The 25,373-nt window shown below is 39.0% G+C and carries 15 protein-coding genes and 1 tRNA gene; 4 read left to right on the plus strand and 12 right to left on the minus strand.

Translation table 11 applies throughout. The features are described 5' to 3' along the window. Positions 1 to 9: 9 nt before the first annotated feature. Positions 10 to 459, plus strand: coding sequence for a hypothetical protein (locus ACQ334_RS14475; RefSeq protein ID WP_430988951.1), 450 nt, complete (start codon positions 10 to 12; stop codon positions 457 to 459). Positions 460 to 559: 100 nt separating this feature from the next. On the opposite strand, the gene ACQ334_RS14480 is transcribed toward ACQ334_RS14475, so the two are convergent. Both ACQ334_RS14480 and ACQ334_RS14485 read right to left on the minus strand, forming a co-directional pair. After that, entirely contained in the window at positions 560 to 2,926 is a 2,367-nt protein-coding gene (locus ACQ334_RS14480) for a TonB-dependent receptor (protein ID WP_430988952.1), read from the minus strand. Positions 2,927 to 2,958: 32 nt separating this feature from the next. Continuing rightward, the gene (locus tag ACQ334_RS14485; protein WP_430988953.1) at positions 2,959 to 3,585 is read right to left on the minus strand and encodes a DUF3347 domain-containing protein; all 627 of its coding nucleotides are present in this window, start codon (positions 3,583 to 3,585) and stop codon (positions 2,959 to 2,961) included. 165 nt (positions 3,586 to 3,750) lie between these two features. Here ACQ334_RS14485 and ACQ334_RS14490 point away from each other — a divergent pair, with 165 nt between their 5' ends. Continuing rightward, positions 3,751 to 5,757, plus strand: coding sequence for an ABC-F family ATP-binding cassette domain-containing protein (locus ACQ334_RS14490; RefSeq protein WP_430988954.1), 2,007 nt, complete (start codon positions 3,751 to 3,753; stop codon positions 5,755 to 5,757). A gap of 72 nt (positions 5,758 to 5,829) precedes the next feature. Here the strand turns inward: ACQ334_RS14490 and ACQ334_RS14495 are convergent, their stop codons facing one another. The 3 genes from ACQ334_RS14495 to ACQ334_RS14505 all read right to left on the minus strand — a co-directional run bounded on the left by ACQ334_RS14495 (position 5,830) and on the right by ACQ334_RS14505 (position 9,285). Beyond that, positions 5,830 to 7,164, minus strand: a complete 1,335-nt coding sequence (locus ACQ334_RS14495; protein ID WP_430988955.1) for an OmpA family protein — start codon at positions 7,162 to 7,164, stop codon at positions 5,830 to 5,832. Between the two features lie 17 nt (positions 7,165 to 7,181). Continuing rightward, positions 7,182 to 7,760, minus strand: a complete 579-nt coding sequence (locus ACQ334_RS14500; RefSeq protein ID WP_430988956.1) for a hypothetical protein — start codon at positions 7,758 to 7,760, stop codon at positions 7,182 to 7,184. A gap of 112 nt (positions 7,761 to 7,872) precedes the next feature. After that, positions 7,873 to 9,285 carry an MATE family efflux transporter gene (locus ACQ334_RS14505; RefSeq protein ID WP_430988957.1) on the minus strand — a complete coding sequence of 471 codons (1,413 nt, stop codon included), beginning with the start codon at positions 9,283 to 9,285 and terminating at the stop codon, positions 7,873 to 7,875. A 243-nt stretch (positions 9,286 to 9,528) separates the two neighbouring features. Here ACQ334_RS14505 and ACQ334_RS14510 point away from each other — a divergent pair. Both ACQ334_RS14510 and ACQ334_RS14515 read left to right on the plus strand, forming a co-directional pair. Continuing rightward, positions 9,529 to 9,602, plus strand: a tRNA-Arg gene (locus ACQ334_RS14510). A 155-nt stretch (positions 9,603 to 9,757) separates the two neighbouring features. Beyond that, the gene (locus ACQ334_RS14515) at positions 9,758 to 9,916 is read left to right on the plus strand and encodes a hypothetical protein (protein WP_430988958.1); all 159 of its coding nucleotides are present in this window, start codon (positions 9,758 to 9,760) and stop codon (positions 9,914 to 9,916) included. A gap of 373 nt (positions 9,917 to 10,289) precedes the next feature. Here ACQ334_RS14515 and ACQ334_RS14520 read toward each other — a convergent pair whose 3' ends face one another. The 7 genes from ACQ334_RS14520 to ACQ334_RS14550 form a co-directional block, all read right to left on the minus strand. Next, a complete protein-coding gene (locus tag ACQ334_RS14520) occupies positions 10,290 to 11,036 on the minus strand; it encodes a LytR/AlgR family response regulator transcription factor (protein WP_430988959.1) in 747 nt (248 codons plus the stop codon). Between the two features lie 18 nt (positions 11,037 to 11,054). After that, positions 11,055 to 14,750: a two-component regulator propeller domain-containing protein gene (locus ACQ334_RS14525; RefSeq protein WP_430988960.1), complete on the minus strand. Its 3,696-nt coding sequence runs from the start codon at positions 14,748 to 14,750 to the stop codon at positions 11,055 to 11,057. Between the two features lie 215 nt (positions 14,751 to 14,965). Next, positions 14,966 to 17,920: a T9SS type A sorting domain-containing protein gene (locus ACQ334_RS14530; protein WP_430988961.1), complete on the minus strand. Its 2,955-nt coding sequence runs from the start codon at positions 17,918 to 17,920 to the stop codon at positions 14,966 to 14,968. Positions 17,921 to 17,967: 47 nt separating this feature from the next. Then, positions 17,968 to 18,543, minus strand: coding sequence for a DUF1566 domain-containing protein (locus ACQ334_RS14535; RefSeq protein ID WP_430988962.1), 576 nt, complete (start codon positions 18,541 to 18,543; stop codon positions 17,968 to 17,970). Positions 18,544 to 18,574: 31 nt separating this feature from the next. Beyond that, on the minus strand, positions 18,575 to 21,046 hold the full coding sequence (locus ACQ334_RS14540; RefSeq protein WP_430988963.1) for a DUF7151 family protein: 2,472 nt from the start codon (positions 21,044 to 21,046) through the stop codon (positions 18,575 to 18,577). 33 nt (positions 21,047 to 21,079) lie between these two features. After that, entirely contained in the window at positions 21,080 to 23,659 is a 2,580-nt protein-coding gene (locus ACQ334_RS14545; protein ID WP_430988964.1) for a 3-coathanger stack domain-containing protein, read from the minus strand. 35 nt (positions 23,660 to 23,694) lie between these two features. Further along, positions 23,695 to 25,368 (minus strand): DUF7151 family protein, encoded by a 1,674-nt coding sequence (locus tag ACQ334_RS14550; RefSeq protein ID WP_430988965.1) that lies wholly within the window; start codon positions 25,366 to 25,368, stop codon positions 23,695 to 23,697. Positions 25,369 to 25,373: the final 5 nt, after the last annotated feature.

The raw sequence follows: 25,373 nt of genomic DNA on the forward strand, positions 1-25,373 counted from the left end.
TGTTTAGTGATGAAAAACCTCATTACCACTTCCGTACTTTTTGTGGGTATTGTAACCAGCTGCTTTATTTCTTCATGTGCCAAGAAAGACACCAGTACCAGTAAACCTAAAGAAGAGCAGGTTATAGGCACCTGGTCAATCAACAGGATACAGCTTAAGTTGTATTATAGCGGGTCTTTTTACAAAGACACCATTATTCCTCAAAAAGCACTTCCCAAAAATTTTGTTCAATTTGATGCCGGAGCCAGTTTTATGTATTGCTTTAACAGCGCTGCTGTTAACAGTGGTACTTACCAATGGAAAGGTGCCGACTCTTTAATTTCTACTACCCCATCAACTATATACCGCTGGAAAATGTTAACACTTACTGATGTTTTATTCACCGTAATGAATACATCAACTAATAACCCCGCTTTTCCGGGAGCAAAAGTGGAAACTTACCAAACGTTTGTACGTTAATAAAAATAGTTCTTAATCCGAACTCTCACAGTAAACTGCATCCCTACATTGGGATGCTTTTTTTTGGTGTCTGACGGCTTGAAACCGTGCTGACACCTGCCTAAAATTTAAAGTTCCAGGTAACTGCAGGAATGATAGGGAAAAGAGAGACCTGCTTGGCCTGTATGGTCAGGCTTCCATTGTAAGCACTTCCACTCTGATCAAAGTAAATGAAATAAGGATTTTGGCGGCTGTAAGCATTATAAACACTGAAAACCCATTCACTTTTCCATTTCCTTTTTATGTTTTTCTTTGGCGTAAGTATGGCGGAAAGATCGAGACGATGGTAAGCAGGTAAACGATATTCATTAATACGGCTATACTCCTGCGTTAGTACACCACCAACAATATAAAAACGCTGTGGTAAGGTTGCAGCATTGCCACTTCCGTAAACAAAGGCTGCAGATAACTTCCATTTTTTATTCAGCTCATACATTGCTACTACACTCAAGTCATTTCTCCTGTCGTATTTGGCAGGATATTTTTCACCAAAGTTTAAAGCGGCAAATTTCCTCCATGTCCAGCTTAAGGTATAGCCTATCCACCCTGTTAGTTTTCCTTTGGTCTTATTAATAAACAATTCGCTGCCATAGCTCCACCCTTTTCCAAATGCAAAAAAATTCTCTGTATCTTCTAAAGTATTTGGGGTATAGCCTTCTTTATATTCTATCTGGTTCTCCATTTGTTTATAATACAATTCCAAAGAAGTCTCGTACATGTTATCCTTAAAATTCTTAAACAAACCGGCAGCATATAAATAACTTATTTGCGGTTTTACTTTATAGGTACTCGGCACCCAGATATCTGTTGGTAATGTTGTTCCGGCATTACTTACCAAATGAATGTATTGCAGGTTTCTTGTCACCGATGCTTTTAAAGAAGTCTCGTCATTTAATGCATAGCGAAGTGTAACCCTGGGCTCAAGTCCACCATAAGTTTTTACAGCCTGTCCACCTTTATAAACAGTACTATCTAAACGATTGCCGTTGTCGTCAGTTTTATAAATCTTGTAAGCACCTATCTGTTGAAACATGCTATACCTTAAGCCTGCGTTAATTTTTACTTTATCGCTTATCTCCCAGTCATCCTGTATATAAACTGCGGCTTCATTGGCAAATTTTGTTTGTGCATTATTGGGCTTAAATACAACCGAATCCTGTTTACCACTAACTACAGAAGGAGTGAATTTATGATAGGTAAAAATACCCCCGAATTTTATCTTGTGTCCTGTAAAAGGATACAGGTCAAAATCCTGTTTTAAACTAACATCTCTTATGCCTGATGCTAATTTTATTTCAAAATTGTTTTGTGCGGCTTTAAATGCAAAATTATAGTCGTTGTAAACTGCAGTTGTATTACCAAATAGCTTGTTGTTGAACACATGGTTCCAGCGCAAAGTTCCTGTAGCATTTCCCCAGGGAATATTTACGTTTAAACTTTGTCTTCCATTTACAAAATCAAAAACATCTCTGCCGAAATAGCCGCTTAGGTATAACCTGTCTTTTTCTGAAAACCGGTAATTCACTTTGGCATTCAGATCGTAGAAATAATATCCTGAACCGTAGAACTGGCTGGTTTTAGAAATAAAAGGTTTTGTCAATGCGTCAATGTAAGTTCTTCTTGCAGAAACAATAAAAGATGCTTTGTCTTTTTTTATAGGGCCTTGTATAGAAAGCCGTGAAGCAATTAAACCAAGGCCACCTTCAACCTGGAATTTCTGGTTGTTTCCTTCCTTCATTGCAATATCCAATACGCTGGATAAACGTCCGCCATATTGAGCGGGCATTCCTCCTTTAATGAGTGTAACGTTTTTTATAGCGTCTGAATTAAAAATAGAAAAGAAACCAAACAGATGCCCTGTATTATAAACAGGCGCATCATCTAATAAAATTAAATTCTGGTCGGGGCCGCCGCCACGTACATACAGGCCTGCACTGCCCTCGCCTGCGTTACGTATGCCCGGTAGCAATTGAATGGTTTTCAACAGGTCTACTTCGCCTAAAAAAGCAGGGATAGATTTGATCTGTTCAATTGGCAAAGTAAATTTTCCCATCTGGGCATTCTTTACATTGGCATCACGTTTCTTTGATGATACAACCACTTCCTGCGATAAAGCAATCTTAGGCAGCACATTAAAATTTAATTGTTTATCGCCATCAAGTTTTACAGCAATTATTTTTGGCTGATAACCAATATAAGAGCAGATAAAGAAGTACTCCCCTGCTTCCAGTGTGATAGAATAAAAACCGTACTGATTACTGCTGATGCCTTTTGTTATTCCTTGTACGGCTATACTGGCACCAATCAGGGTTTCCCCGTTTAATGAATCTCTGATATAACCACTGATGGTATATTTTGAAGATACTCTCTTTTCCTGTGCAGCAACACAAAGAGGAAGTAAGAGTACAAGAAAAATTAAAAATCTCATTTTCATAAGTTCAGTAAGAGAAAAGAGCGGTTTTACCTGGCAATGATAGAATCTTTATCTTCTCCGCAATGCAACATGTCACTTCCGTGGTCAGGGTCTTTTTTACCCAGGTAAGGATTAGTTCTTGCATCACCGGTTTTGGTATCCAGCCAATAAGCTTCTTTATTACCGTCAAATGCCATCGGGCAATTTTGCCAGTATATTTTTTCGCCTTTATAATTAATAGCTTTCAGCAAAGAATACATTTGCTGGTTTACCTGGTTAAAATCCAGGCGCATCTCCTTAAGTACAGATTGTGAAAGCAAACTAACTGCATTAGATTTTACATCACTTATTAATCCTTCAACAGTACTTACAGGTGCTGTAGTATCTTTTTTCAATTCATCCAGCTTAATACCTTCAATCACTTTTACCATAGCGCTACAGGCTGATTTAGCGGCAGCAGTATCGGCCTCCACAAATGCCTCTTTCATACTGAAGTAAGAAACCAGCATCGCTTTTACAGATGAGTCAAATACAGGTGTAGCCGATTTTATTTCCAGTTTTTGAGCCTGTTCTCCTTCAAAACCGCCGCCTTTATTGGTGGCAAATTTATACCACACATATCCTGCAATAGCTAAAATAAGGATGAGTAAGCTTAAGAATATCTTTTTTATCATGTCACAAAAATTTCAACAAATTTACGATATAACATCGTTTACTTTAAAATGTTTGTTGATTAGCGTACTTTTGCAGCCGTTTCGTGAGTTGTAAGTTGTTAGTGGTGAGTAAAAAGCGCCACGCAGTCCTTACCAATCACGAATCACAACTCACAATTCACTATTATGCTTTTAGGATTACAGAATGTAACATTTGAATTTGGCGCAAGAACCATTGTTGAAGATGCTACCTGGCATATTCAACCTAATGAACGTATAGGTTTGATTGGATACAACGGTACTGGTAAATCTACTTTACTTAAAGTGCTTACCGGCCAGTACAGTCCTGCCAAGGGTACTGTAGAAAAAGGCAGGGAGACCACCATAGGTTTTTTACACCAGGATCTGCTGGGTTTTGATACGGATGATTCTATTTTAGAAGTAGCCATGGGTGCTTTTGAAAGAGTAAAACAATTAGAAAAAGAACTGGAATTACTGGGTCTTGAACTGGAGAAAACCGGCGATGAAAGCTTAGCCAATAAATATGCGGATCTTTTGCATGAGATGGATGTATTGGATGGCTACAGTATTCACCACAGAACAGAAGAAATTTTACAAGGCCTTGGTTTTGCCAATGCTGATCTTGGAAAACAATATAAAAACTTTAGTGGGGGTTGGCGTATGAGGGTTTTGCTGGCCAAAATGATATTAATGAATCCTGATGTGTTGCTGATGGATGAACCTACGAATCACCTGGATCTGCCGAGTATTGAATGGCTGGAGAAATACCTGATCCATTATCCCGGCGCTGTGGTAATTGTATCGCATGACCGTTTCTTTTTAGACAGGATGGTGAATAAGATTGTAGAATTGTACCAGAGAGAACTGCATTTTTATACCGGTAACTATACTTACTACGAACAGGAAAAAGCGTTGCGTATTGATATGCAGCAAAAGGCTTACGAAAATCAACAGGATTACATCAGGCAGAATGAAAGATTTGTGGAACGCTTTAAGGCCAAAGCTAGTAAAGCTGCAGCGGCACAAAGTATTGTAAAAAGACTGGAGAAATTAGACCGCATAGAAAATGTGGAACTGGAACGTCCTAATATGCGTATCAATTTTGCCATAGATAAAACGCCAGGCCGTACAATTGCTACTTTAAAACATGTCAGCAAAAGTTTTGGAGAAACAAAAATTTTAGAAGATACAGGTGCAGAGATAGAACGTGGTGATAAGATTGCTTTGATTGGTGCTAATGGTAAAGGAAAATCTACTTTATTAAGAATTATTGCCGACGTGGAATCTTTTAATGGCGACAGGGTTTGGGGCCATAATGTGGAAGAATCTTTTTATGCACAACACCAGTTAGAAGCATTGAATCAAAACAACGATGTACTGGAAGAATTGAAAGATGCCAGAAGTGGAAAAAATGATTTAGAATTAAGGAGTTTGCTGGGTGCCTTTTTATTTAGCGGCGAAGCAGTGGAAAAGAAAATTAAAGTATTAAGCGGTGGTGAAAAAGCAAGGGTGGCATTGGCAAAAACAATTGCCAGTAAAGCCAATTTTTTAATGCTGGATGAACCTACGAATCACCTGGATATTCATTCTGTTGATTTGTTGGTAGAAGCATTGAATAAATACGAAGGGACTATAGTTTTAGTAAGTCACGACCGTTATTTTATCAGTCGTATTGCCAATAAGATATGGGATATAGAAAACTATAAAATAAGAGAATTTAAAGGCACTTACGCAGAATATGAAGACTGGAAAGAAAGAAAAGAAAAAGCAGATGCTGCTTTATTAAAAGCTGAAAGCAGTAACAACAAACAACAGGCAACCGGCAGCGGGCAACAAGCAGCAGGTAATAAACAAGCAAAAGAAAAAAATACCAACACCGCTAATCAGCCCGTTGTAACTAATCAAAACACAGGCATTGATAAAGAATTAAAAAAAGAATTACAAAAGCAGAAAAACCGTTTTCAGCAATTAGAAGAAAAGATTGCACAACTGAATAAGAAGAAGACGGAACTGGAAGCTGCCCTTGCCACACCGGAAATTTATAATGATAAAACTAAGTTTACACAAACAGAAACAGATTATAAAAGCGCCTCGACCGAATTAAAACAATTGAATGCAGAGTATGAAATTGTTTTTGACAAAGTGATGGAACTGGAAGAGAAAATAGGTTAATCGCTCAAACATAATTATAACAAAAAGCCCTTTGAATATTCAAAGGGCTTTTGTTATTTAAAGCAGTTCTGATTAATAATTTCTGGCTTTCATTTCCACTCTTCTGTTTTTAGCACGACCTGCTGCTGTTTTGTTATCGGCAGTAGGATTGTCGGAGCCATGGCCTGCTGATGTCATTTTACTTTCATCAACACCTTTTGTTGACAAATAAGCTTTAACTGCTGCTGCTCTTGCTTCAGATAAAGTTTGATTTTTTGCAGCATCACCAGTGTTATCGGTGTAGCCATCAATATCAAGTTTCAAAGAAGCGTCATCAGTCATGATCTTAGCTACTTCGTTCAAAGATTTGAAAGATTTAGGCAACAATTTAGAGCTACCTGTTGCAAAGAAGATATTCTTAGCAGCAAAATTGATCCTGTCCACAACTGCCTGTGCAATTACAGGGCATCCAAAGTTTGATGCAGGACCAGCTTCTGTAGGACATTTATCTTCTTCATCGTTTACACCATCCTTATCAGTATCTGGTATAGGGCAACCCTGGTAACGGGCAACACCCGGAACTGTTGGACATTTATCATTTTCGTCGTTCACACCATCTTTATCAGTATCAGGAATAGGGCAACCTTGGTATTTGGCCAAACCTTTTACATCGGGACATTTATCATCAGCATCAGTAATGCCATCACCGTCTTTATCTGGGCAACCTTGCAAAGCAGCAAGACCTGGTACATCAGGACATTTATCATTAGCATCAATAACGCCATCACCATCTCTGTCTTTAGGAACTTCTACCACAGGTGGTGGCGGAGGAGGAGGAACTACAGCAGTTTTTTTACCAATATTTTCAGCAAAACCAAAAGAATAGAATAAATGGTCATCCAGAACCTTATCAGTTAAAGTAAACCTGTATTGTGCCTGTAAGAACAAGTAGGTAAGGCCACTAAAATTGAACTGAAGACCTACACCAGCCGGAACATAAGCTCCGAATTTACCGGTATAATAGCCACCACCAACACCCGCTGTTAAGAAAGGGGCAATTTTGGAATTGTCTTTTATCGGGCGAATGTTAAGGGTAGGTTCTAATTCCAGGCCTATTTCTGTTTTATCAGATAACCCGTATTTTTCCAAACGGTAGTTATGGAACATTGCATTTAACCTGGTAGAGAAATCGATCTTTGAAGTAAGCCCTTTCCAATATGAAAAAGATAAGCCTTTGCTCATATTTCTTACTGAACTGTACACTTTACCGGTAAGCGGATCTTTGATACCCGAAGGTGCATTAAAATCTGCCAGGTTGAAGTGGATACCCACCAGGGAGCCCTTTTTTGGAGAGGCCCAGTTTTGTTGTGCCATGGCACTAGTGCAAAACAATGCAGCTGCCAGAAGTAACGTTAGTTTGTGTTTCATGTGTAGTGTAGTTTATTTTAAAAAGTTTGAGCCAGTCCAAACGAATACAAAAGATTATCTCCTGCAACTTTTTTAGTTAAAGTAAATCTGTATTGTGCCTGAACAAACAGGTAAGTAGTACTATTGCAATTTAACTGAAGACCAACGCCAGCAGGAATATAAGCACCGAAATCTCCGGTATAATAGCCACCACCAACACCGGTTGTTAAGAATGGAGCTAATTTAGCTTTATCAGAAAAAGGCCTGATGTTGATTGTAGGTTCTAATTCCAAACCAATTTCAGTTTTATCTGATTGGCCGGAAGAAGCCAGTTTATAATTATTAAATATTGCATTTATTTTGGTAGAAAAATCAATAGTTGAAGTAAGGCCTTTCCAGTAAGTTAATGACAATCCTTTGCTCATACTTCTAAAAGAACTGTACCCTTTTGTGGTACCCGGGTTTTTAATAGTGCTTGGGCTGTTGTAATCAACAAGAATAAAATTAACTCCGATCAGCTGCGGTTTTTTACCATCAGCAGATTTTTTGGTTTTTTGCGCAAAAACGCTTGTACATAAAATAATCAGTGAAAAAAAGAGTGTTAGTTTTAGTTTCATAACCTTAGTTTTGGTTTATAGTTTACATTTCTCAATAAGCAAATATAATGTTAAATTCATGTAAAGGCAAAAATAGGCTATAAATTTTATGCCTTTATTTGAACACATAAACTTACACTTTAATGGATTTCCATTTACCTCTTTTAAAAATTATAATACTCACCGCCGCAAGTATTGATTCTGCTATACAAATGGCCATATAAACTCCCTCCTGGCCAAACTTAAGGTACTTTACAAAAAGGTAGGCAATGGGTATCTGGATCAGCCAAAATACAAACAAATTAATATAAGTAGGTGTTTTGGTATCACCGGCGCCATTAAACGATTGCGTTATTATCATACCATATGCAAAAAAGATATACCCGATAGCCAGGATATGCAGGCATAATGTTCCCGATTCTATGGCCACTTTATCAGCAGTAAAAAAACGCATCAGTGTTGCTCCGAAAAAGAAAAATATAAGCGCTACCAATGCAAAAAAACACAAGGCCATAAAAGCAGTTCTCCATACAGATTTCTCTGCTCTTTCCGGTTGCCCTGCACCAAGGTTTTGGCCTACTAATGTAGCTGCCGCATTAGCCAGCCCCCAGGCAGGCAGAATGGTGAATATACATATGCGGATAGCTGTACCATAACCTGCGGTAACTGCTGTACCAAATCCGGCAATCAATTTTGCGAGGAAGATCCAGCTGCAGCTACCAATGATAAACTGGAACATGCCTCCTAATGATGTATCCAGAATTTGTTTCATTATTGTAATGCTGATGGTAAATTGTTTTTTCACCAGCTTTACCAATGCTTTACCATTAAAAAGAAAATACAATTGATATACCACGCCGCATGCCCGGCCGATAGTGGTAGCCACGGCAGCGCCATGCAACCCCAATTCAGGAAACGGGCCAATCCCCTTTATCAATAAAGGATCCAGAATGATATTGATGGCATTGGCAATAAGCAATGATTTCATTGCAAGGTTGGCATTACCAATGCCTCTGAAAATTCCATTATTTACAAAAAGTAACATGATAACAATATTACCTGTTAGCATTATTTGTGTAAACAAAAAGTTTTCTTTCACTACATCTTTTGAGGCTCCCATAAAACCAAGGATCTCCTTAGGAAAAATAAAGCCGGTTATACTGATGATAATGGAAAAAAATGTGGCCAGTAGTATTGCCTGGGCAGCAATATCGCCAGCGGCTGCAAAGTTCTTTTCACCTGCACGCCTTGCCACCATTGCAGTCACCCCCATGGCCAGCCCCCATGCAACAGAGTATAAAATAGTAAGGGAGGCTTCTGTTAAAATAACCGTAGAAACAGCAGCAGTACCCACCTGGTTTACAAAGTAAATATCCACTATTGCAAATAGCGATTCCAGTACCATTTCGAGTATCATTGGCACCGCCAGTAAAAAAATAGCCTTATTGATACTGCCTGTTGTAAAATCGGTAATATCGCCCCGAACGGCTTGTTGAAATAATTTAAATACAGATAGTTTTTTAGCTGGTATAATTGTTTCTGTCATGATAATAAATTGAAAATAAAAAGATAAACCTCTTTTGAAAATTATAGCTGCAAACACTTAAGGAAAAGGAAGGAAATACTAGCGCATGCCATTAATAATAACAACATGTCATCCTTAAGTGTAATTAAAACTTCATAGTTCAATAAATTGTAGGCAACAAATATAGAAAAATTTTCTTTCAGATAATATGGAGTTTTTATTGCTCATTTTTTTTTAATTGCCTTATATTTGCAGCCCAATTGAGGTCCGGTAGCTCAGCTGGATAGAGCATCAGCCTTCTAAGCTGAGGGTCATTGGTTCGAATCCAATCCGGATCACAAAACAAATTTCACTACATTTCATTGCCCCTGTAAGTTCAATATTTACAGGGGTTTGTGTTTCAGACCTCCTCGGATTATTTCATTTTTTTTCGGTTTTGGGTTCCCAAATGTTTCACTAACAGAAATACCTTGTTTCACCTAAAATCATTCAAATGAAATTGTCCATTTTGTTCTTTCCAAACACCCAAAAAGCAGTAGCAAAAACAGGTAAAGTACCCATGTACGTGCGGGTAACCCTCAACAGAAAAAAGGCTGAGATGCGCCTTAACATTGAACTAGAAAAAAATACCACCAGATATTTTTGTATCTGAATAATAGTTTATTATTTACAAGCAACATAACCTTATTTGCCGCATATATGCTTTAGCCAGTTTATTACAATAATCAGCTTAGGAGACATCCATTACTTCCTTAAATGTTGCATGTAAGAATAAACTTCACGGGATCAATACTGGTATCATTGGATATCAATCAATCACAAGTTCATACTCTTTACATACTTCAGGTGCAGTAACAAATATTTAACCCTGGCTACCTAATGCACAACTTTACAACTCAGATCCTGGCTGGTAAAGAGCTTTATCTTTAATTCTGCATACTGGCTCTATTTTCACTCACAATGAAGTTGCAAATTTATTGAACTATAGTTTTACAAAGGCTTCATAAATACAACACAAGATAAATTTAATACCCAATTGCTTTTAAAAATTCACTTTTCTTCCTTTTAGAAATTTCCAGAGAAGTACCGTTAGAAAGCACTACTTGTCCGCCTTCTCCGCGTATATATTTTTCTGCAAAATTTTTATTAATTACATAGGAATTATGGATCCGGAGAAATATTTCAGCAGGTAGTATATCTTCAAAATCTTTTAAAGTACGGCTTACAATGTATTTCTTTTTATCATTGCTGAAAATATGCGTATAATTACCACTTGCTTCCAAATAGATTATATCTTGCAGTTTCATAAAACGTAATCCTTCCATAGTTGGAATAGCAATGCGATTAAAGGTATTTTTTTTACTTAAGATCTGCTCTACCAATAATTCAATTTGCGGATTTGGATAAGAAAAATTCCGTCTCCCTTCTGCTCTGTTTACCGCAGTCTTTAAATCTTCGATCTCAATGGGTTTTACCAGGTAATCTAACGCACTGTAACGGATAGCTTTTATAGCATAGTGATCGTATGCAGTAGTAAATATCAATTCAAAATTTTTATAGGTAAGTTGTTGCAGCATAACAAAGCCATTCATTACCGGCATTTCTATATCCAGGAAAACAATATCCGGATGCAGGCTATCAATAGCTTCAATGCCTTTTGCAGCATTATCGCAACAAGCTATTATTTTTATTTGTGCACAATGTGCTAATAATTTTTCTTTCAACGAGCTGAGGCTGTTTGCTTCGTCATCTATCAATATTGCTTTGATCATTACATTAATTTATATTTTTTATACCATTTTTACCCATATCTCCACCCTTGTTCCTGAAGGTTCGCCATTTTCAAAAATATCCGTGATGATCACATTGTTGTTCGCCCCGTTTTGATTGTATAACTGAATACGTTCTTTGGTGATATCTATTCCGTAGGAAATATGTTCGGGTTTATTAATTTCCTTCAGTTGCTGGGCTTTAGCACGACCTACTCCATTGTCTTCAACAGTATACTTAATGTAATCAGTTTCCAGGGTCGCAGTAATTGTAAGTCTTCTGCCTCCATTCTGTTTATTTAATAATCCATGATGAATGGCATTTTCCACAAAAGGTTGCGCAATCAGTGGCGGTACTTTATAGTCGCTGTGTAACAACTCTTCTTCTGCAACTAATTCATAACTAAATTTATCACTACAGCGAAACTGTTCCATTTGGAGGTATAATTCCAATGTTTCGTAATCCTTCTGAAAAGCTACCACATCCTTCTTAGAACTGTCGAGCACATTACGGATGAGTTTTGCAAAACGTGCAAGGTAAGTAGTAGCTTTATCTTTCTGGTTGGTTTGTATTAAATTGTCTATCGCATTTAAAGAATTGAAAATAAAGTGCGGATTCATCTGGCTGCGCAATGCTTCCAGCTTTGCTTTTAAAAGCTGTTCATTCATGCTGTACATTTCTATATTGGATTGCTGCAACGATTGCTCTGCTTCAATCGATCTTATTTTATTACCCATTAGTGTTGCAATGGTATTCAATACCTGCAGGTGCTGCTGGGTGAAAAAATTCTTCTCATTATGTTCGCTGTCTATTACGCCTATTAACTCATTGTTATAAATTACGGGAACAGTTATCTCACTCCATCTTGTCATTTCATCTGGCCTGTAACGGGTATCTTTAGAAGTATCAGGAATTACGACTGATTCCTTAGATTGGATAACAAAACCAACTACCCCCTGCCCCGGCAATACATCAAATGGCTGTTTATTAATTTGCTCCACCGAACCCTTAGGGCCAAAACCTGCTTTCTGTATCATTGCCGTTTTATCAGCATTCCATAAATACAAAATACAATCGTCAAATCCTAACTGGCCAATAAGATTTTTTGCCACATCCCATAAAACATCGTCTACTGTGTTCTTATCAATTAATGAAGAGGAAAAATAATTGATGATCTGCTCCATCTCTAATTTACTTTTATATTGCTCCGCATTTAATTGCTGTACTTTTAGTTTTTCAGCCGCTATTTCCTTTATATTCTTTTCACGCCATTTTACTAATACAAGGGTTAATAAAAAAACAATTACAAATAAAATAGAGATAAACCACCATGTTTTCCAGAAGGGGGGTGTTATAATTATCCTGAAAGAAGTCACCTCCCCTTTATTGCTTCCATTTTCGGCTCTTACTTCAAAAAGATATTCACCCGGATGCAGGTCTGTATAATTGGCAAAATGTTTTGTTCCGCCATTTACCCAGTTTTTATCTATTCCGTTGAGCCGGTAATAATAATTGGTTTGCTGAAGGCTTGAAAAATTCAAAGCTGAAAATTCTACAGTAAAAAAATTTTCTTTGTAGGAAAGCCGTACAGGATTATTTTGATAAATTAAAGAATCGATCAGCAAAGGGTTATCAAAAATTTTAAAGCCTGTTATCTCTATTTTGGACTGTGAGTTACCCGGGTAATTTGTCCTTTCCGGTGGAAAGATAATTGCCTCAGAATATGTAAATGTAAGCCACTGGCTATCTTTCAACGGATAAAAATCAGCTGATTTAAAAGGGGAATTAATAAGCCCGCTTTCCATACGGTATGGAATAAATTTATTATCGCTGTAAATAAATTTATATAGATTGGATTCTGTAGTAAACCACACATAACCTGCAGCATCTTTCTTTATGGCGTAAATGTTGTTGGACGGCAGGCCATCAGCCACATTTATGTGCGAAAAATTTTTTGTTTTATTATTGAAAAAATTCAGGCCTCCGTTATTTGTACCTATCATCAGTGTACTGTCATTGTATTCTTCTATCCCTGTACAGATCTTTGCGGAAATACTCTTAGTATTATTTTTATCCGGCTGCCAGGTATTGATGTATACCATTTTTTTAAGATCAAATTCTTTAAAGCCAGCTTCAGTAGCTATCCAGCAATGTTGCGCTTTGTCAATAAACATATTAGTTACAGGCGCAGGTATTTTTAAGCTATCCTTACAGGAAAAAAAACGTTGCTGTTGCTTGTCCCATTTCGCTATCTCACCACTATGCAGCCCGAATAATATATTTCCGTTGTTGTCTTTCTTCATGCAGCGGATAGTGTATCCCTCCATTTCCGGTGGGTGTAATGTTTGTGTATTGCCAGTAAGTATATTATACACCAGTAAATAACCATGCTGGCATCCTATCCATAAGGTCTGTTCGTCAACCTGTTGAAAACTCCATATAAAATTCACTTCAGAAGGTCCTTTAAAAACTATGTTCTTTTTAAATTTAAGTTGTTGATCATACACAGCAATACCTCCACCCCAGGTACCGATATACATGTCTCCAGTAGAGGCTTGTATAAAACTTTCCAATTCAATTTTACTTATCGAAAGCGGATTATCTTCTTCGTGCCGGATGGATTTAAAATACTGCCGGTAAGGATTAAAGATGCTGATGCCTTTATCTGTACCTACCCATATATTCTGTTCCACATCCTGGAAAAGACTGAATATTTTAAAATTGTATTCAATTCCTTCGTTGTTTTTTTTACTGGAGATACAATAATCAAAATTATCTTTCCCCGGATTGTATCGTAATAATCCTGCTCCTTCTGTCCCTATCCAGATATTATGAGCATCGTCTTCCAGCATACAATCAATAAGGAGGCCTGCAACTGCGGTCTTATCTCCTTCTTCCCTTTTTTTTATAACTGATAAAGAATACGTGCTTACTTTTTTTGTGCTGTCATCATATTTGTATAATTTATCGGACCAGGTGGTAACCCAGATATTGTGCCTGCTATCGATCATCAGGTACCTTACCGAAGTATTTCTTGTTCCATAAAATAATGCCTGCAAAAGAGGATGGTAAGCGGGGTCAAAAGTACTTGACCAAACCGTCCTGTCTTTCCTGTTAAATAAATATAAGTCCCTGTAATTAGCTATCCATAAGTTGTTATTACGGCTATCTAAAGCAATGTAAGAACTTTGATAAGGGTTTGCGGCATGGGTATCCAGGTATCCGAAATTGAATTTTTTCTTGCTGGTATCCTTATAGTAAACTGAATTCTGTGAAACCAACCACTCCTGGTTATTTGATTCCCGATAGGAATTGAAGAGATGTGCAGAATCTTTTAATATCTTGTCAACATTATAAATATTAAAGCGGCTTTTCCCTAATTGCAATTTTTCGATGTAATTCTTATTTCTGATCCACAGCAGGTCATTTTTTTTATCAGCACTCATGTCAATGCCCTGGGTAAGCCCTTCGGCAGGATTACTAAGAGCCGCAGTGTAATTAATAAAACTCACACCATCATACCGCTGTAATCCATTGGTTGTAGCTATCCAGATAAAACCTTTTTTATCCTGTGTTACTGCAAGCACCTGTTTGTGTAATAATCCATCTGCTTCGCTGAGGTGACGAAAAGAATAACTAAAACTTTCCTGCGCCTTTGTTCTTGTTGTAATAGCAGCAATAAACCCAATCAATAAAATAAGGCGGCAATAGCTCATGTATTAAAGTTACTTATCGTTTTTGAACATATTGATTTTATAATTTTAATAGTAGTGTATCGTAAGGTAGCCAGGATATTGGAGTCAATACCTTTTAATTTGATATGGCCATGTATCCTGCCTTCATCCCCACTTATTTAAACCCTTGGCCAATGCAGACACAATAAAATCATTTCTTTTCATACGCCGTATATTATTTTAGTTTAGAAAAGTAATTATTGTTTTACAAACTTTATAGTTACTCTTCCTGTATTCCCAGTCAATTCCACCAGGTATATACCTGCAGCCAGGCGGCTTACATTGATCTCCTCTGTGTTTTTTACAATACTTTTTTGTTGCTGAAGTTTTCCTGTAACATCAATTATTCTTACAGTATGATAATTGTTCACGTCTTTAAGTATAATAAAATGGTTTGCTGGGTTTGGTGAAAGAGTAACCAATTGCGGTTTATCAAGTGTTACTTTAATAATATCACTATACTTCACCATACCATTAATATCAACCATTTTTAACCTGTAAAAAATAATATTGCCTGTGGCATTTACATCTGTTGATATATAGCTGTTCTGTACAGCATTATTTTTTGCAGGGATGCTGTAAAATCCATTAAAATTTCTGCCATCAATGCTTTTTTCAATTTCATAGTGTGAGAAATTTATTTCATTTGCTGTGATCCACAATAAACACACATCAGTATTGCATCTTGTTGCAGTAAAGCTTAACAGGTTTACCGGTAAAGGATTTAACAAGGTTGCAGAAGCTAAAGTAAATGGGCTAAAATTAGTAACTGCACCCAGTGATGTAATAGTACCGCTTGTATTAGTACCGGTAGTTTGGCTGTTGCCTTCATCTTTCCACAAACTTCCGTTCCATCTTGCTACTCTAAGATCGGGGATGTTATTTACTGTACCGCTGCGGCTGGCATCCCAGCTTAAAGTTACCGATACACTGGAGCTACCAACAGTTCTGTCCAGTATCCAGTATTCCGATGAAGACAAATGATTTAACGAAACATCTTTTAAACTGGTATTGTAGCCACTGCCAGAAGGATCAGTTGTAAAATACTGTGCCCGGAATGCATCAGTTAAATTTAAAGGAGCAGAAATGCTGATGGGTGCATATGCACCTGGTTTACCAACCGGAAATACAAATGCAGTATTGCCTATTTTAGTTACCGGCCCATCCAGGTAGCTGGCTGCGGAAGCGCCTGTTTGTGTAGCATTATTAGCAAAAGTGAGACTGTTGGTGGTACTACTGTAGATAATACCGCTGATAAAAGTTACGTTGCCGGATATGGTAACCGGATCATTCAAAGTAATTTTACCGGCGCCAGTTTTTTCAATTACGAGTTGCTCTACAACTATAGGTTGTGTACCCAGCTGTTCTATTATACTGTTTCCAGTGCATATAAATTTTATCTTACCAATTAAAATATTATTTGCAGAATTTATTGTAAAATTTTGGCAGTACTCATTAGTATTGGCTGAAGAACCCCCAATACCAATGTATATATCACCGTTAGTTCTGGTATAGGTTACATTGCCGTTATATTTATTGTGGTAATCAGATGAACCCGGATTATATGCATCAAATAATGCACTGTTAGCGTTATTTGAAAAGTTACAATCACCGGTAATGGTATTATTGCGCATGTCAGTATAGAAGCCTCCGTTATTACCGGCATCATCACCAATGGTAACATTGCCGGTAATAGCATTATTAAAAAACTGTGCAAAAAGATTGCTGTACCCTGTCACACTAAATGAGTTTACCAGGAGTGTATCTTTTTTTATATTAAACCCTTTCGAATTAAGTACATCAATATTACCTCCACCGGTTTGATTCATTATTTCATCCATGGCAAAAACATCAGGCGTTATGTAATGCGCTGTAATATTTACAGTACCGCTGATGATTGTTTTTCTATTGGTAAAATCAAAAAAATTGCCAAGATGTGTATCACCAGCAGTGTTATTAGTATAAGAAAAATTACCATTTATAACAGCACCGTAAGTAAATGCTTCCGTATAACCGGCAATAGTTCGGTTGATGGTAACGTTGCCATCAAACTGTGATGATGCACTATAACAGATCTGCACCGGGCCAGATCCGTCGCAATTAAAAACAACATTGCCTGTATAATGATTACCAGATTCATAAAGCGGGTAGCCTACAGCGTTTTTTGTTATGGTTACATTACCGGCAAATAAATTATTGGTAAAATAAGTACTGGCGTTGCCCAAAGGAATGGGATTGTTGCTGAAGTTAATTGTTCCTGTTATATCATTATTGGATGCCTGGCCATTTACATTACCCCTGTAACCCGTCATATTGAGGGAAGTTATTTTAAGGGTGTCTTTTTCCAAAAAAAATCCTGCAGTATTCTGAACAGTAATATTACCGCCTGTTGTTTGATTAATAATACGATGCATCTCGAAAAATGCGGTGGTTGTACCTGGAGAAGGATCAGTTGCTGCAACATTAACTGTGCCGGCAATACTGGTTTTTGCATTGTTATTTCCCATAAATATAATACTGCCTGTATTATCAGTAAATGTATAATCACCCGCAATATTACCCCCTCCATTACATACATGTGTCTCTCCTTTTACAGTACGGTTTACTGTAAGGTTTCCATTAAATTGAGAAGGAATAATATGTGAAATATCTACTACCAGCGTACCTGTGATATTATAAGTAACATCTCCGTTAAATTGATTAACTGTTCCTGCATCCCCGTCTAAAAAAGTATTGAAGCCGCTGATGTTAAAGATGATGGCATCATTAACGATATTGTTTTTAAAATAAGTGGTATAGCCATTGTTACCGGTAGCAATGTTGAGTACGATATCGGTAGCTGCATTACTGTTGTTAATAGTAGCGCCGGTAAAACGGACATCATAATTGCTGTTAATGGTAATGTTGAAACCGTTTACATCTATCTGGCTGCCTGCCTGCATATCAATAGATCTTACCAGAATATTATTGGTTAACACTGGATAATTTGTTGCTCCTGCAGGAATGGTGGCTATATCATTACTTCCCGGAACCGTTATAGGGTTCCAGTTGCTGGCAGTATTCCAGTTGGTGCCGGAACTGCCCGTCCAGGTTTGTGCATTTGCTGTAATACAAACTATCATTAGTAGGATGAAGAAATAAAAAAATTTCATTGGTTATAAATTAATTATTGCAATATTGAAACCTGTAGCTGTTGTTTTTAAAAAGAGCGGACCGCACGTACGTAGTATAGGCCTGGCCGGGAGTTGGCTGCTACCAACCCGAGTGCCATATCTTCCCGCCATGCGGTACTAATGGCATCTTCGCTGGATGCCCAGTACCTGTAATTGGCGAAACCTCCAATAGCGGCTTTGTTGAGGTATAATTTGTTCAATTCATCTTTGCTTGGAAGATACCAGTCGGTGTACCCGTTCAAACCCAGGTCGTAACAAAGCCGGGCAGCATAATTACCAGCACCGAACGCTGACACTATTTTATTGGTGTTATCATTGCCAGACCCAACGGACGTTTCCGTTCCGATTAAAGACACTGAGTTAGGCCCCCAGGTAACTGTAGTGCTTTGATCAGTTGTTGCTATTATTATTCCGTGTTGTATATTGGCATCAAAGCCAACGTCGCCGCTTTGTAAAATATAGGCCACTCGCCCACCCTGGAAGCTGTCGCCGATGGCGTGAACTATGGGGGTGTCTTTACTGTTCTTTTTACAACCTGCTGTAGCTGATAAAAATAACACCACTATCAGCGACAATGGTATTATTGATTTGTAGTTTTTCATTTAATTACTTTTATTGTTGTTTAATGATATATTATTTTTTCGCTTCCAATGCTGTCAATCTCTTCTCCAACGATTCAATTAGTTGTTGCTGATTTTGTATAGTTACCTGCTGTTCCTGCATAGCTTTTACCAGGGGAACCACAAATTCCGCATAGCGTATGGTATATAGTTGTTGCGCATTGGCTGGTTTAGTGTAACCGCTAAAGTTATACCCAGCTGCTTTAGCGGCTTTTTCTACTTCCTGAGCCAAAAAGCCAGTGTAGGTAATTTTTTCGCCGTCGTATTTTTCGGGGAAATTAACTGTATCTTTTGCGCCTGTTACTTCATTGATGGCGCTATTACTGATATGATAAGTTACAGGCCGGAGCTTTAAAATAAAATTGAGTCCTTTTACATCTTCCTGTACATTTTTTTTAATCCGTTCATCAGAAACCACCCCCCAGTTTACTTTACCACCAATAAAAGCGGTGCTGGCATTTCCGATGATGACCTGGTTAGAAGTACCATTTAAAAAACTGCCATCATTGCCAATACCGATGCTGTTATTTACATTAGGGGCACCTGTATTTGTACCAGAGGCGTACCCAATTCCTATATTATTGCTGCCGCCTGTATTATTAACAAGTGCCAGATGTCCTGTCGCTGTATTTCTTGAGCCATTGCTATTATCATGGAGTGCCGAAACACCAGTTGCAACATTAAAAGACCCATTGTTGTTTAAATACAACGCCGCATTACCGGTTGCGATATTAAAACTCCCGGTGCTGTTGGAATATAAAGTTACAGTGCCGTTAGCCGTGTTATTTGTTCCTATAGTATTGGAAGACAGTGACTGAAATCCTGCGGCTGTATTATCATTTCCTGTCGTATTAGCATTTAATGCATATGCGCCATTAGCTGTATTATTGTCTCCTGTTGTGTTCGAAGTAAGTGCATTACTTCCAGTAGCAGTACTGTAATTACCTATAGTATTATGAAAAAGTGCCTGAAATCCATTGGCTACATTAAAATTTCCGGTGGTATTGTATACTAGCGCTACACCTGAAGCAGTATTGTAACTACCAGCTGTATTTAACAACAATGATGACTGGCCTATGGCGGTATTATAACTACCGATGCTATTGTTAAGCAGAGACTGGAAGCCAGTTGCAGTGTTAAAGGTTCCTGTGGTATTAGCACGAAGTGCCCAAGTTCCAACAGCCGTATTATAAGAGCCGCTCAAATTACTAGAAAGAGCATCCGCTCCGTTCGCTGTATTTTGAAAACCTGTAGTATTGCTTCCCAACGCATAACTGCCAAGGGCTGAATTACTATATCCAGTGATATTATTCTGCAATGCATTGGCACCAGTGGCTGTATTTTCGGATCCTGTAGAATTAGATAAGGCGAGAAAGCCGCTGGCAGTATTAAAATTACCAGTTGTATTACTGGACAATGCCTGTTCTCCAAAACCGGTATTGTGAGTGCCTGTGGTAACGGATTCCCCTGCGCCGATTCCTAAAAAAATATTAGTATTAGTTGGATGTATTTCGCCCGCCCAAAGATTATTAATCCTGAAACGTAAAGGCTGGGCATCAGTGGTGCCAATAAACTGTGTTACCGGGTTGGTTGCCGAATTGCCATTGATGTTCCAGGCACTGGCAATACTGCCGGTTGCACCATTACAAATATATTTAGTAAGTACGGGATCAATTTCCGGGGCATCCAATATGCCATTACTATTGGCGTCAATACCATATTCCTGTTTTACGCCTCCTGTCGCACAAATGGCACCTGCAGGCTCTGTTGTTGTTTTTATTAAAGTATTTTTTCCGGGTATGCCTTGCTGACCAATTGGCCCGGTAGCGCCAACAGGTCCTATTGGTCCCGTTGAGCCTGGTACTCCCTGTATACCCTGCGGCCCTGTTGCGCCTGTTAAGCCGATTGGCCCTTGTGGACCAGTATTACCGGTTGGTCCTGCTGCCCCGGTGGGTATGGTAAGATTTAATATTTGTGAAGGGCTGGTACCCGTAATCGTTACATTTGCTGATGAGCCGGGAATTCCTGTTGTTACTGTTCCGACATTTAAAATATTCGCCGGGCCTGCAGGACCGGTTTTTCCATTTACAGCGTATAATGCATAAGGTACACTCAGCATTTCGGTGTTACCTAACAGGCTGAAGCTGTTGCCGCCTAAAGGATCGGCTTCCACTTTGATAAATTTTTTGCCCGTGCTCCAATCAATAGTGGCAAAGTTTCCTGTTGTACTTACTGCACCCGTGCCGCCAATAGCTGCAGTAAATAAGCCCAGCTGGTTGGTAGTGGTTTGCCTTACTTCACTATACACTACTGTTCCCGTAGCACTGCCATCTACAATAGATAAGCGTAATTTTATATTGGCATTGCCAATGCTTTGTCCCTGGCTGTTACGGGCCACCGCCTGGTAATTAAACTGGTTGGGTACCTGTGCCTTTACAAGGTTTAAGTAAAAAAAAGAAAACATAAAAAGGAACAATTGTTTCATAATGCCGTCATTTTTTATTGTAGCTGTAACTTTTTAGTTGCCGGTTAAAATGCTTTCCTGCAAATTCATTTTAAAATAATCTCCTTTAGATAATGCCGTATTACTGCTGTTCAATTTAAACACACCCTGGCCGCAAGGACCGATCAATGCATGCAGGTAAGCGTTATTTTTTATGCTAAAGCCAGGCTTGAGAACGATTTTTACTGGCGACCGATATTTAACTGAATTACCTAACGATCCGGGTATATCCTGGATACTCTCTACATTTCCGCCTGATTGATAAAAATTATTTCCCTGCGTAATACCGCTGAGTAAAAGCAGAGGGCCGCAATCTGCATAAAGATCGCTTTGCCATATACCACGGCCAAAAGTGCCGGCACGGATACTCCCGTCAATCTCATTAACAAACAGGTCTGCTACAGGTACAACCGGCAATCCATTGTAAAAAGGTACCCAGTCGTTCATTGCAAAGTCCATGAAATATACACCGATATCGGTTCCTATATAGGCATCTCCGTCGCTGGTATATTTAATGCAGTAAACCGGTAGGTTTGGTAATGATCCGGAGAAATTAGACCAGCCTGCCCCACCATTGGAGGAGTAGTAGACTTTCCTTGCCGAAGTGTAACCTCCAAATGTAACCCATATCTCATCTCCGTTATTAGGGCGGCTGCAGATATCTGTAATGGGCATAGCTACAGAAGCTCCCGGCCATCCAGGGGTACCGGAAATAGTAGTCCAGTTGTCTCCTTTATTATCGCTTCGCCATAAAGTGGTGTTACTTGCTGCGTACACACGGTCGGGTGTGTTGGCACTAACTGCCAGCCCGCCGGCCGGGCCGCCGTTAACAGAGGCCTGGTTTCCTTTATTAGCCCAGGTGGCACCATCATTATCGGTTCTGAATATTCCATTTGTAAAGCCGGCATAAATAACCTGGTCATTGGCAGGGTGTATGGCTACTGAAGGGTAAAAACCTGTTGCACCGGGTGGCGTTTTAGTAGCATTAAAAGGAGGACTGGTAGTGCCCTTGATCAGAAAGGTATTGATACTAAAATAGAAAGCATTGGTATTACCATTCAGGTAAGCGGATTCGTAGCCATCCCCACCCAACACCTGCTGGTATCCGCCTGCGTTATTGGTAGATTGAATAAGACCATTATCCTGTGCACCACCAAGAATTAAATTATTATTGCCATTAACACCTGTAAAATGATAGAACTGTGAATTTTGAATACCATTGAACAGGGAACTCCAGTTACCACCTTCATCTGTACTGCGGTAAACACCTCCGTCGCAGGCTGCATACAGCAGGTTATTTAAAGGATTGTATTGCAGTTCATGCACATCTGCATGAACAATGCCGGTTCCTACAACTGCAAATGCAGGTCCGCCAGTCAACGACCGTTGCAGGGTAACTTCACCCATTTGCACAATGTTACCATTGGCCGGACTTACCGCCAAGGCGGCCATATAAGACTGCGTAGGAGGAGCCGCCGCATTGACCAATGTAAAGGAAGTGCCATTATTATCAGACCTGTACAACAGGCTATGCACAGCATCTACTCCAAAGCTTACGTACAACCTGTTAGGAATGTTTGCAGTTACGGCCAATGCTGCCCTGCCACTACTGACAGGCACACTCGAAAAAGCGGTGTTGGGAACTGCCACAAACGGGTTGCCAAAATTGGTTGAAATATATACCCTTGAAGCAGTACATGCATATACGTAACTTGGCGGTCCTAATTCAACGTCATATACTGAAGTGATGCCAATCGTGGCATCTCTTGTCCAGGTTACACCATAGTCTGTACTCCTGTATAATCCGTCTGATGTACACGCAAAAAACCTGTTGTGAAAGTCTTGTGATTGCACCAGCTTAAAGCCATAAAACGTTGTGCCGGGTACAACAATATTGGATAATTTACTCCAACTTATCCCTCCATCAGTAGATTTTAAAACACCGATACTAGGACGTATATAACCAAAGGTTTCTACAAATCCGTTGATATTTGAATCGCCGTCCCCTGTAAGTACATATAGCGTATTGACATTATCACGGTCAACAACAATTCCCGAAACACCAATATTGGGAAGATAGCCATTCAATGCTCCCCAGTTGGCACCGCCATCAAGTGTACGCCATAACCCACCTGCAGGGGTACCCGCATATATTATATTAGGGTTAACAGGATCAAAAGCCAAACGGTCTACCCTGCCCACTCCGCTGGAAACTGAAAAGGGCCCTACTGGTGACCAGTAACCTGAATTAGAGGCAGGGCTGTTAGGCGTATTGAAATTACCAGGATTTCTTTGTACTGAATTTTGATGAACAGCTTCCCATGTTTTTTCTGAAATGTTTACTGCATGTCCCTGGTCATCAAGGTGTATACCCATATACCAGGCCCAGCGGTTCCATTTTTTAAACTGCGAGTATAATTTCTTATCAGTAGCATAATCTTTCTGTACATAATAATCAGTTATGGTTTTTACTACTTCTTCAAAACCGGATTTATTATTTAATGCAGTTTTCAATTCGGGGCTGATTGTCTGTTGTGCCATGCAACACATAAAAGCAACTATAAAACATATTGTTGTTACAATTTTCTTTTTCATCGTTGAAAATTTTTAGTGATTAAAAGAAAGTAGTATTAATGATCTGTGCCTGCGTTTTTTTTTAATGCATCAATTTCTTTTTGTTGCTGAATAATGTATAAGGTGAGTTCTTCTATTTTCTCCATCATTCTTTTTTGTATATCGCCTACATGTAAGCCTTTTTCTTCCACGTCTTTCGCCGAAGGGATATTGGGCAGGTGCTTATTTTGCTGAATGAATTTTTCTACTTCTGTTAAAGGAAGGAGTTTATATTTTTTATCAAACACATAATCGGCCCAGTTATTTTCTACCACCAGTTCATAAGCCCGTATGTTACCCACTACCGAAAGTTTATAGGTGGGGTTGTCTGTTCCTATTCCAACATTACCTGTTGCTTCTGCAACTAATATCCTGCTAAAACCGCCGCTAAAAATACGCATATTGGTAGCAGAGAAAGTTCCAATACCTGCAGAACTACCCCCCATCCTGGTAGCCAGTATATTGCCTCCTTCTCCTAAATGTGATATACCGTAGGCATTGTTTGTGGTTTGAACGGTAAGCCTGCCAAAGGGGGAAACGAAATTATCACCGATGATCACTTCACCTGTTGGTATTACCTGTATTCTGCCAAGTGCACCGGCTGTTAAGCGAAGTATATGTTCTGTTGCTGTTCCGATGGCTGCAGAAACGCCTCCGATAGTTTCCCTGGCAACAATTGAATCAGTTCCATTTCTTCCAATATGCATCCATCCGTTGGTGTTATATCCCGTTTCGATAGTTAATTTTGAGCCCGGGTTATTGGTGCCAATACCTACATTTCCCGTGTTATTGTTAAAAATAGCTGTTCCGTTGAGGTCCCAAAAACCAGTTGCTGCGCCGGCAGTGCCGTTACAAACGTATTGCGTGAGTGTAGCATTTATTTCAGCGGGGTCCAGTATACCATTGCCATCGGCATCAATTCCATATTCCTGTTTTACCCCACCATCGGCACAATTAGGCCCAGAAGGTTCTGCTGTTGTTTTTATCAATGTATTTTTTCCGGGTATACCCTGCGGTCCTGCGGGGCCGATAGCACCTGCAGGGCCTGTAGCGCCAATAGGTCCTGCTACTCCCTGTATACCCTGCGGACCTGTTGCACCTGTTAAGCCTATAGGGCCTTGCGGACCGGTAGCACCAGTTGGCCCTGCAGCCCCGGTTGGTATGGTTAAATTTAATGTTTGTGAAGGGCTGGTACCCGTAATTGTTACATTGGCTGCTGAGCCCGGTGTTCCGGTAGTTACTGTTCCAATATTTAAAATATTGGCAGGACCTGCAGGGCCAACTTTTCCATTTACTGCATATAATGCATAAGGTACACTCAGCATTTCGGTATTTCCCAGTATACTAAAGTTATTTCCTCCTAAAGGATCTGCTTCTACTTTTATAAATTTTTTGCCGGTACTCCAGTTAATTGTGGCAAAGTTGCCGGTAGTACTTACTGCACCTGGACCGCCAATGGCAGCAGTAAAAATACCGAGTTGATTAGTGATTACCTGCCTCACCTCACTATATACGTTAACCCCGGAAGCACTGCCATCTAAAATGGTTAACCGTAATCTTATATTAGCATTGCCAATACTTTCGCCTAAACTGTTACGAGCTACAGCCTGGTAGTTAAACTGGTTAGGTACCTGTGCTTTTATAGTATTTACAAAAGCAATTACAATAATGAAGCTAAATAATGATTTCATAGTTA

It is taken from the genome of Ferruginibacter sp. SUN106, from assembly GCF_050611765.1.
Taxonomy (GTDB): domain Bacteria; phylum Bacteroidota; class Bacteroidia; order Chitinophagales; family Chitinophagaceae; genus Ferruginibacter.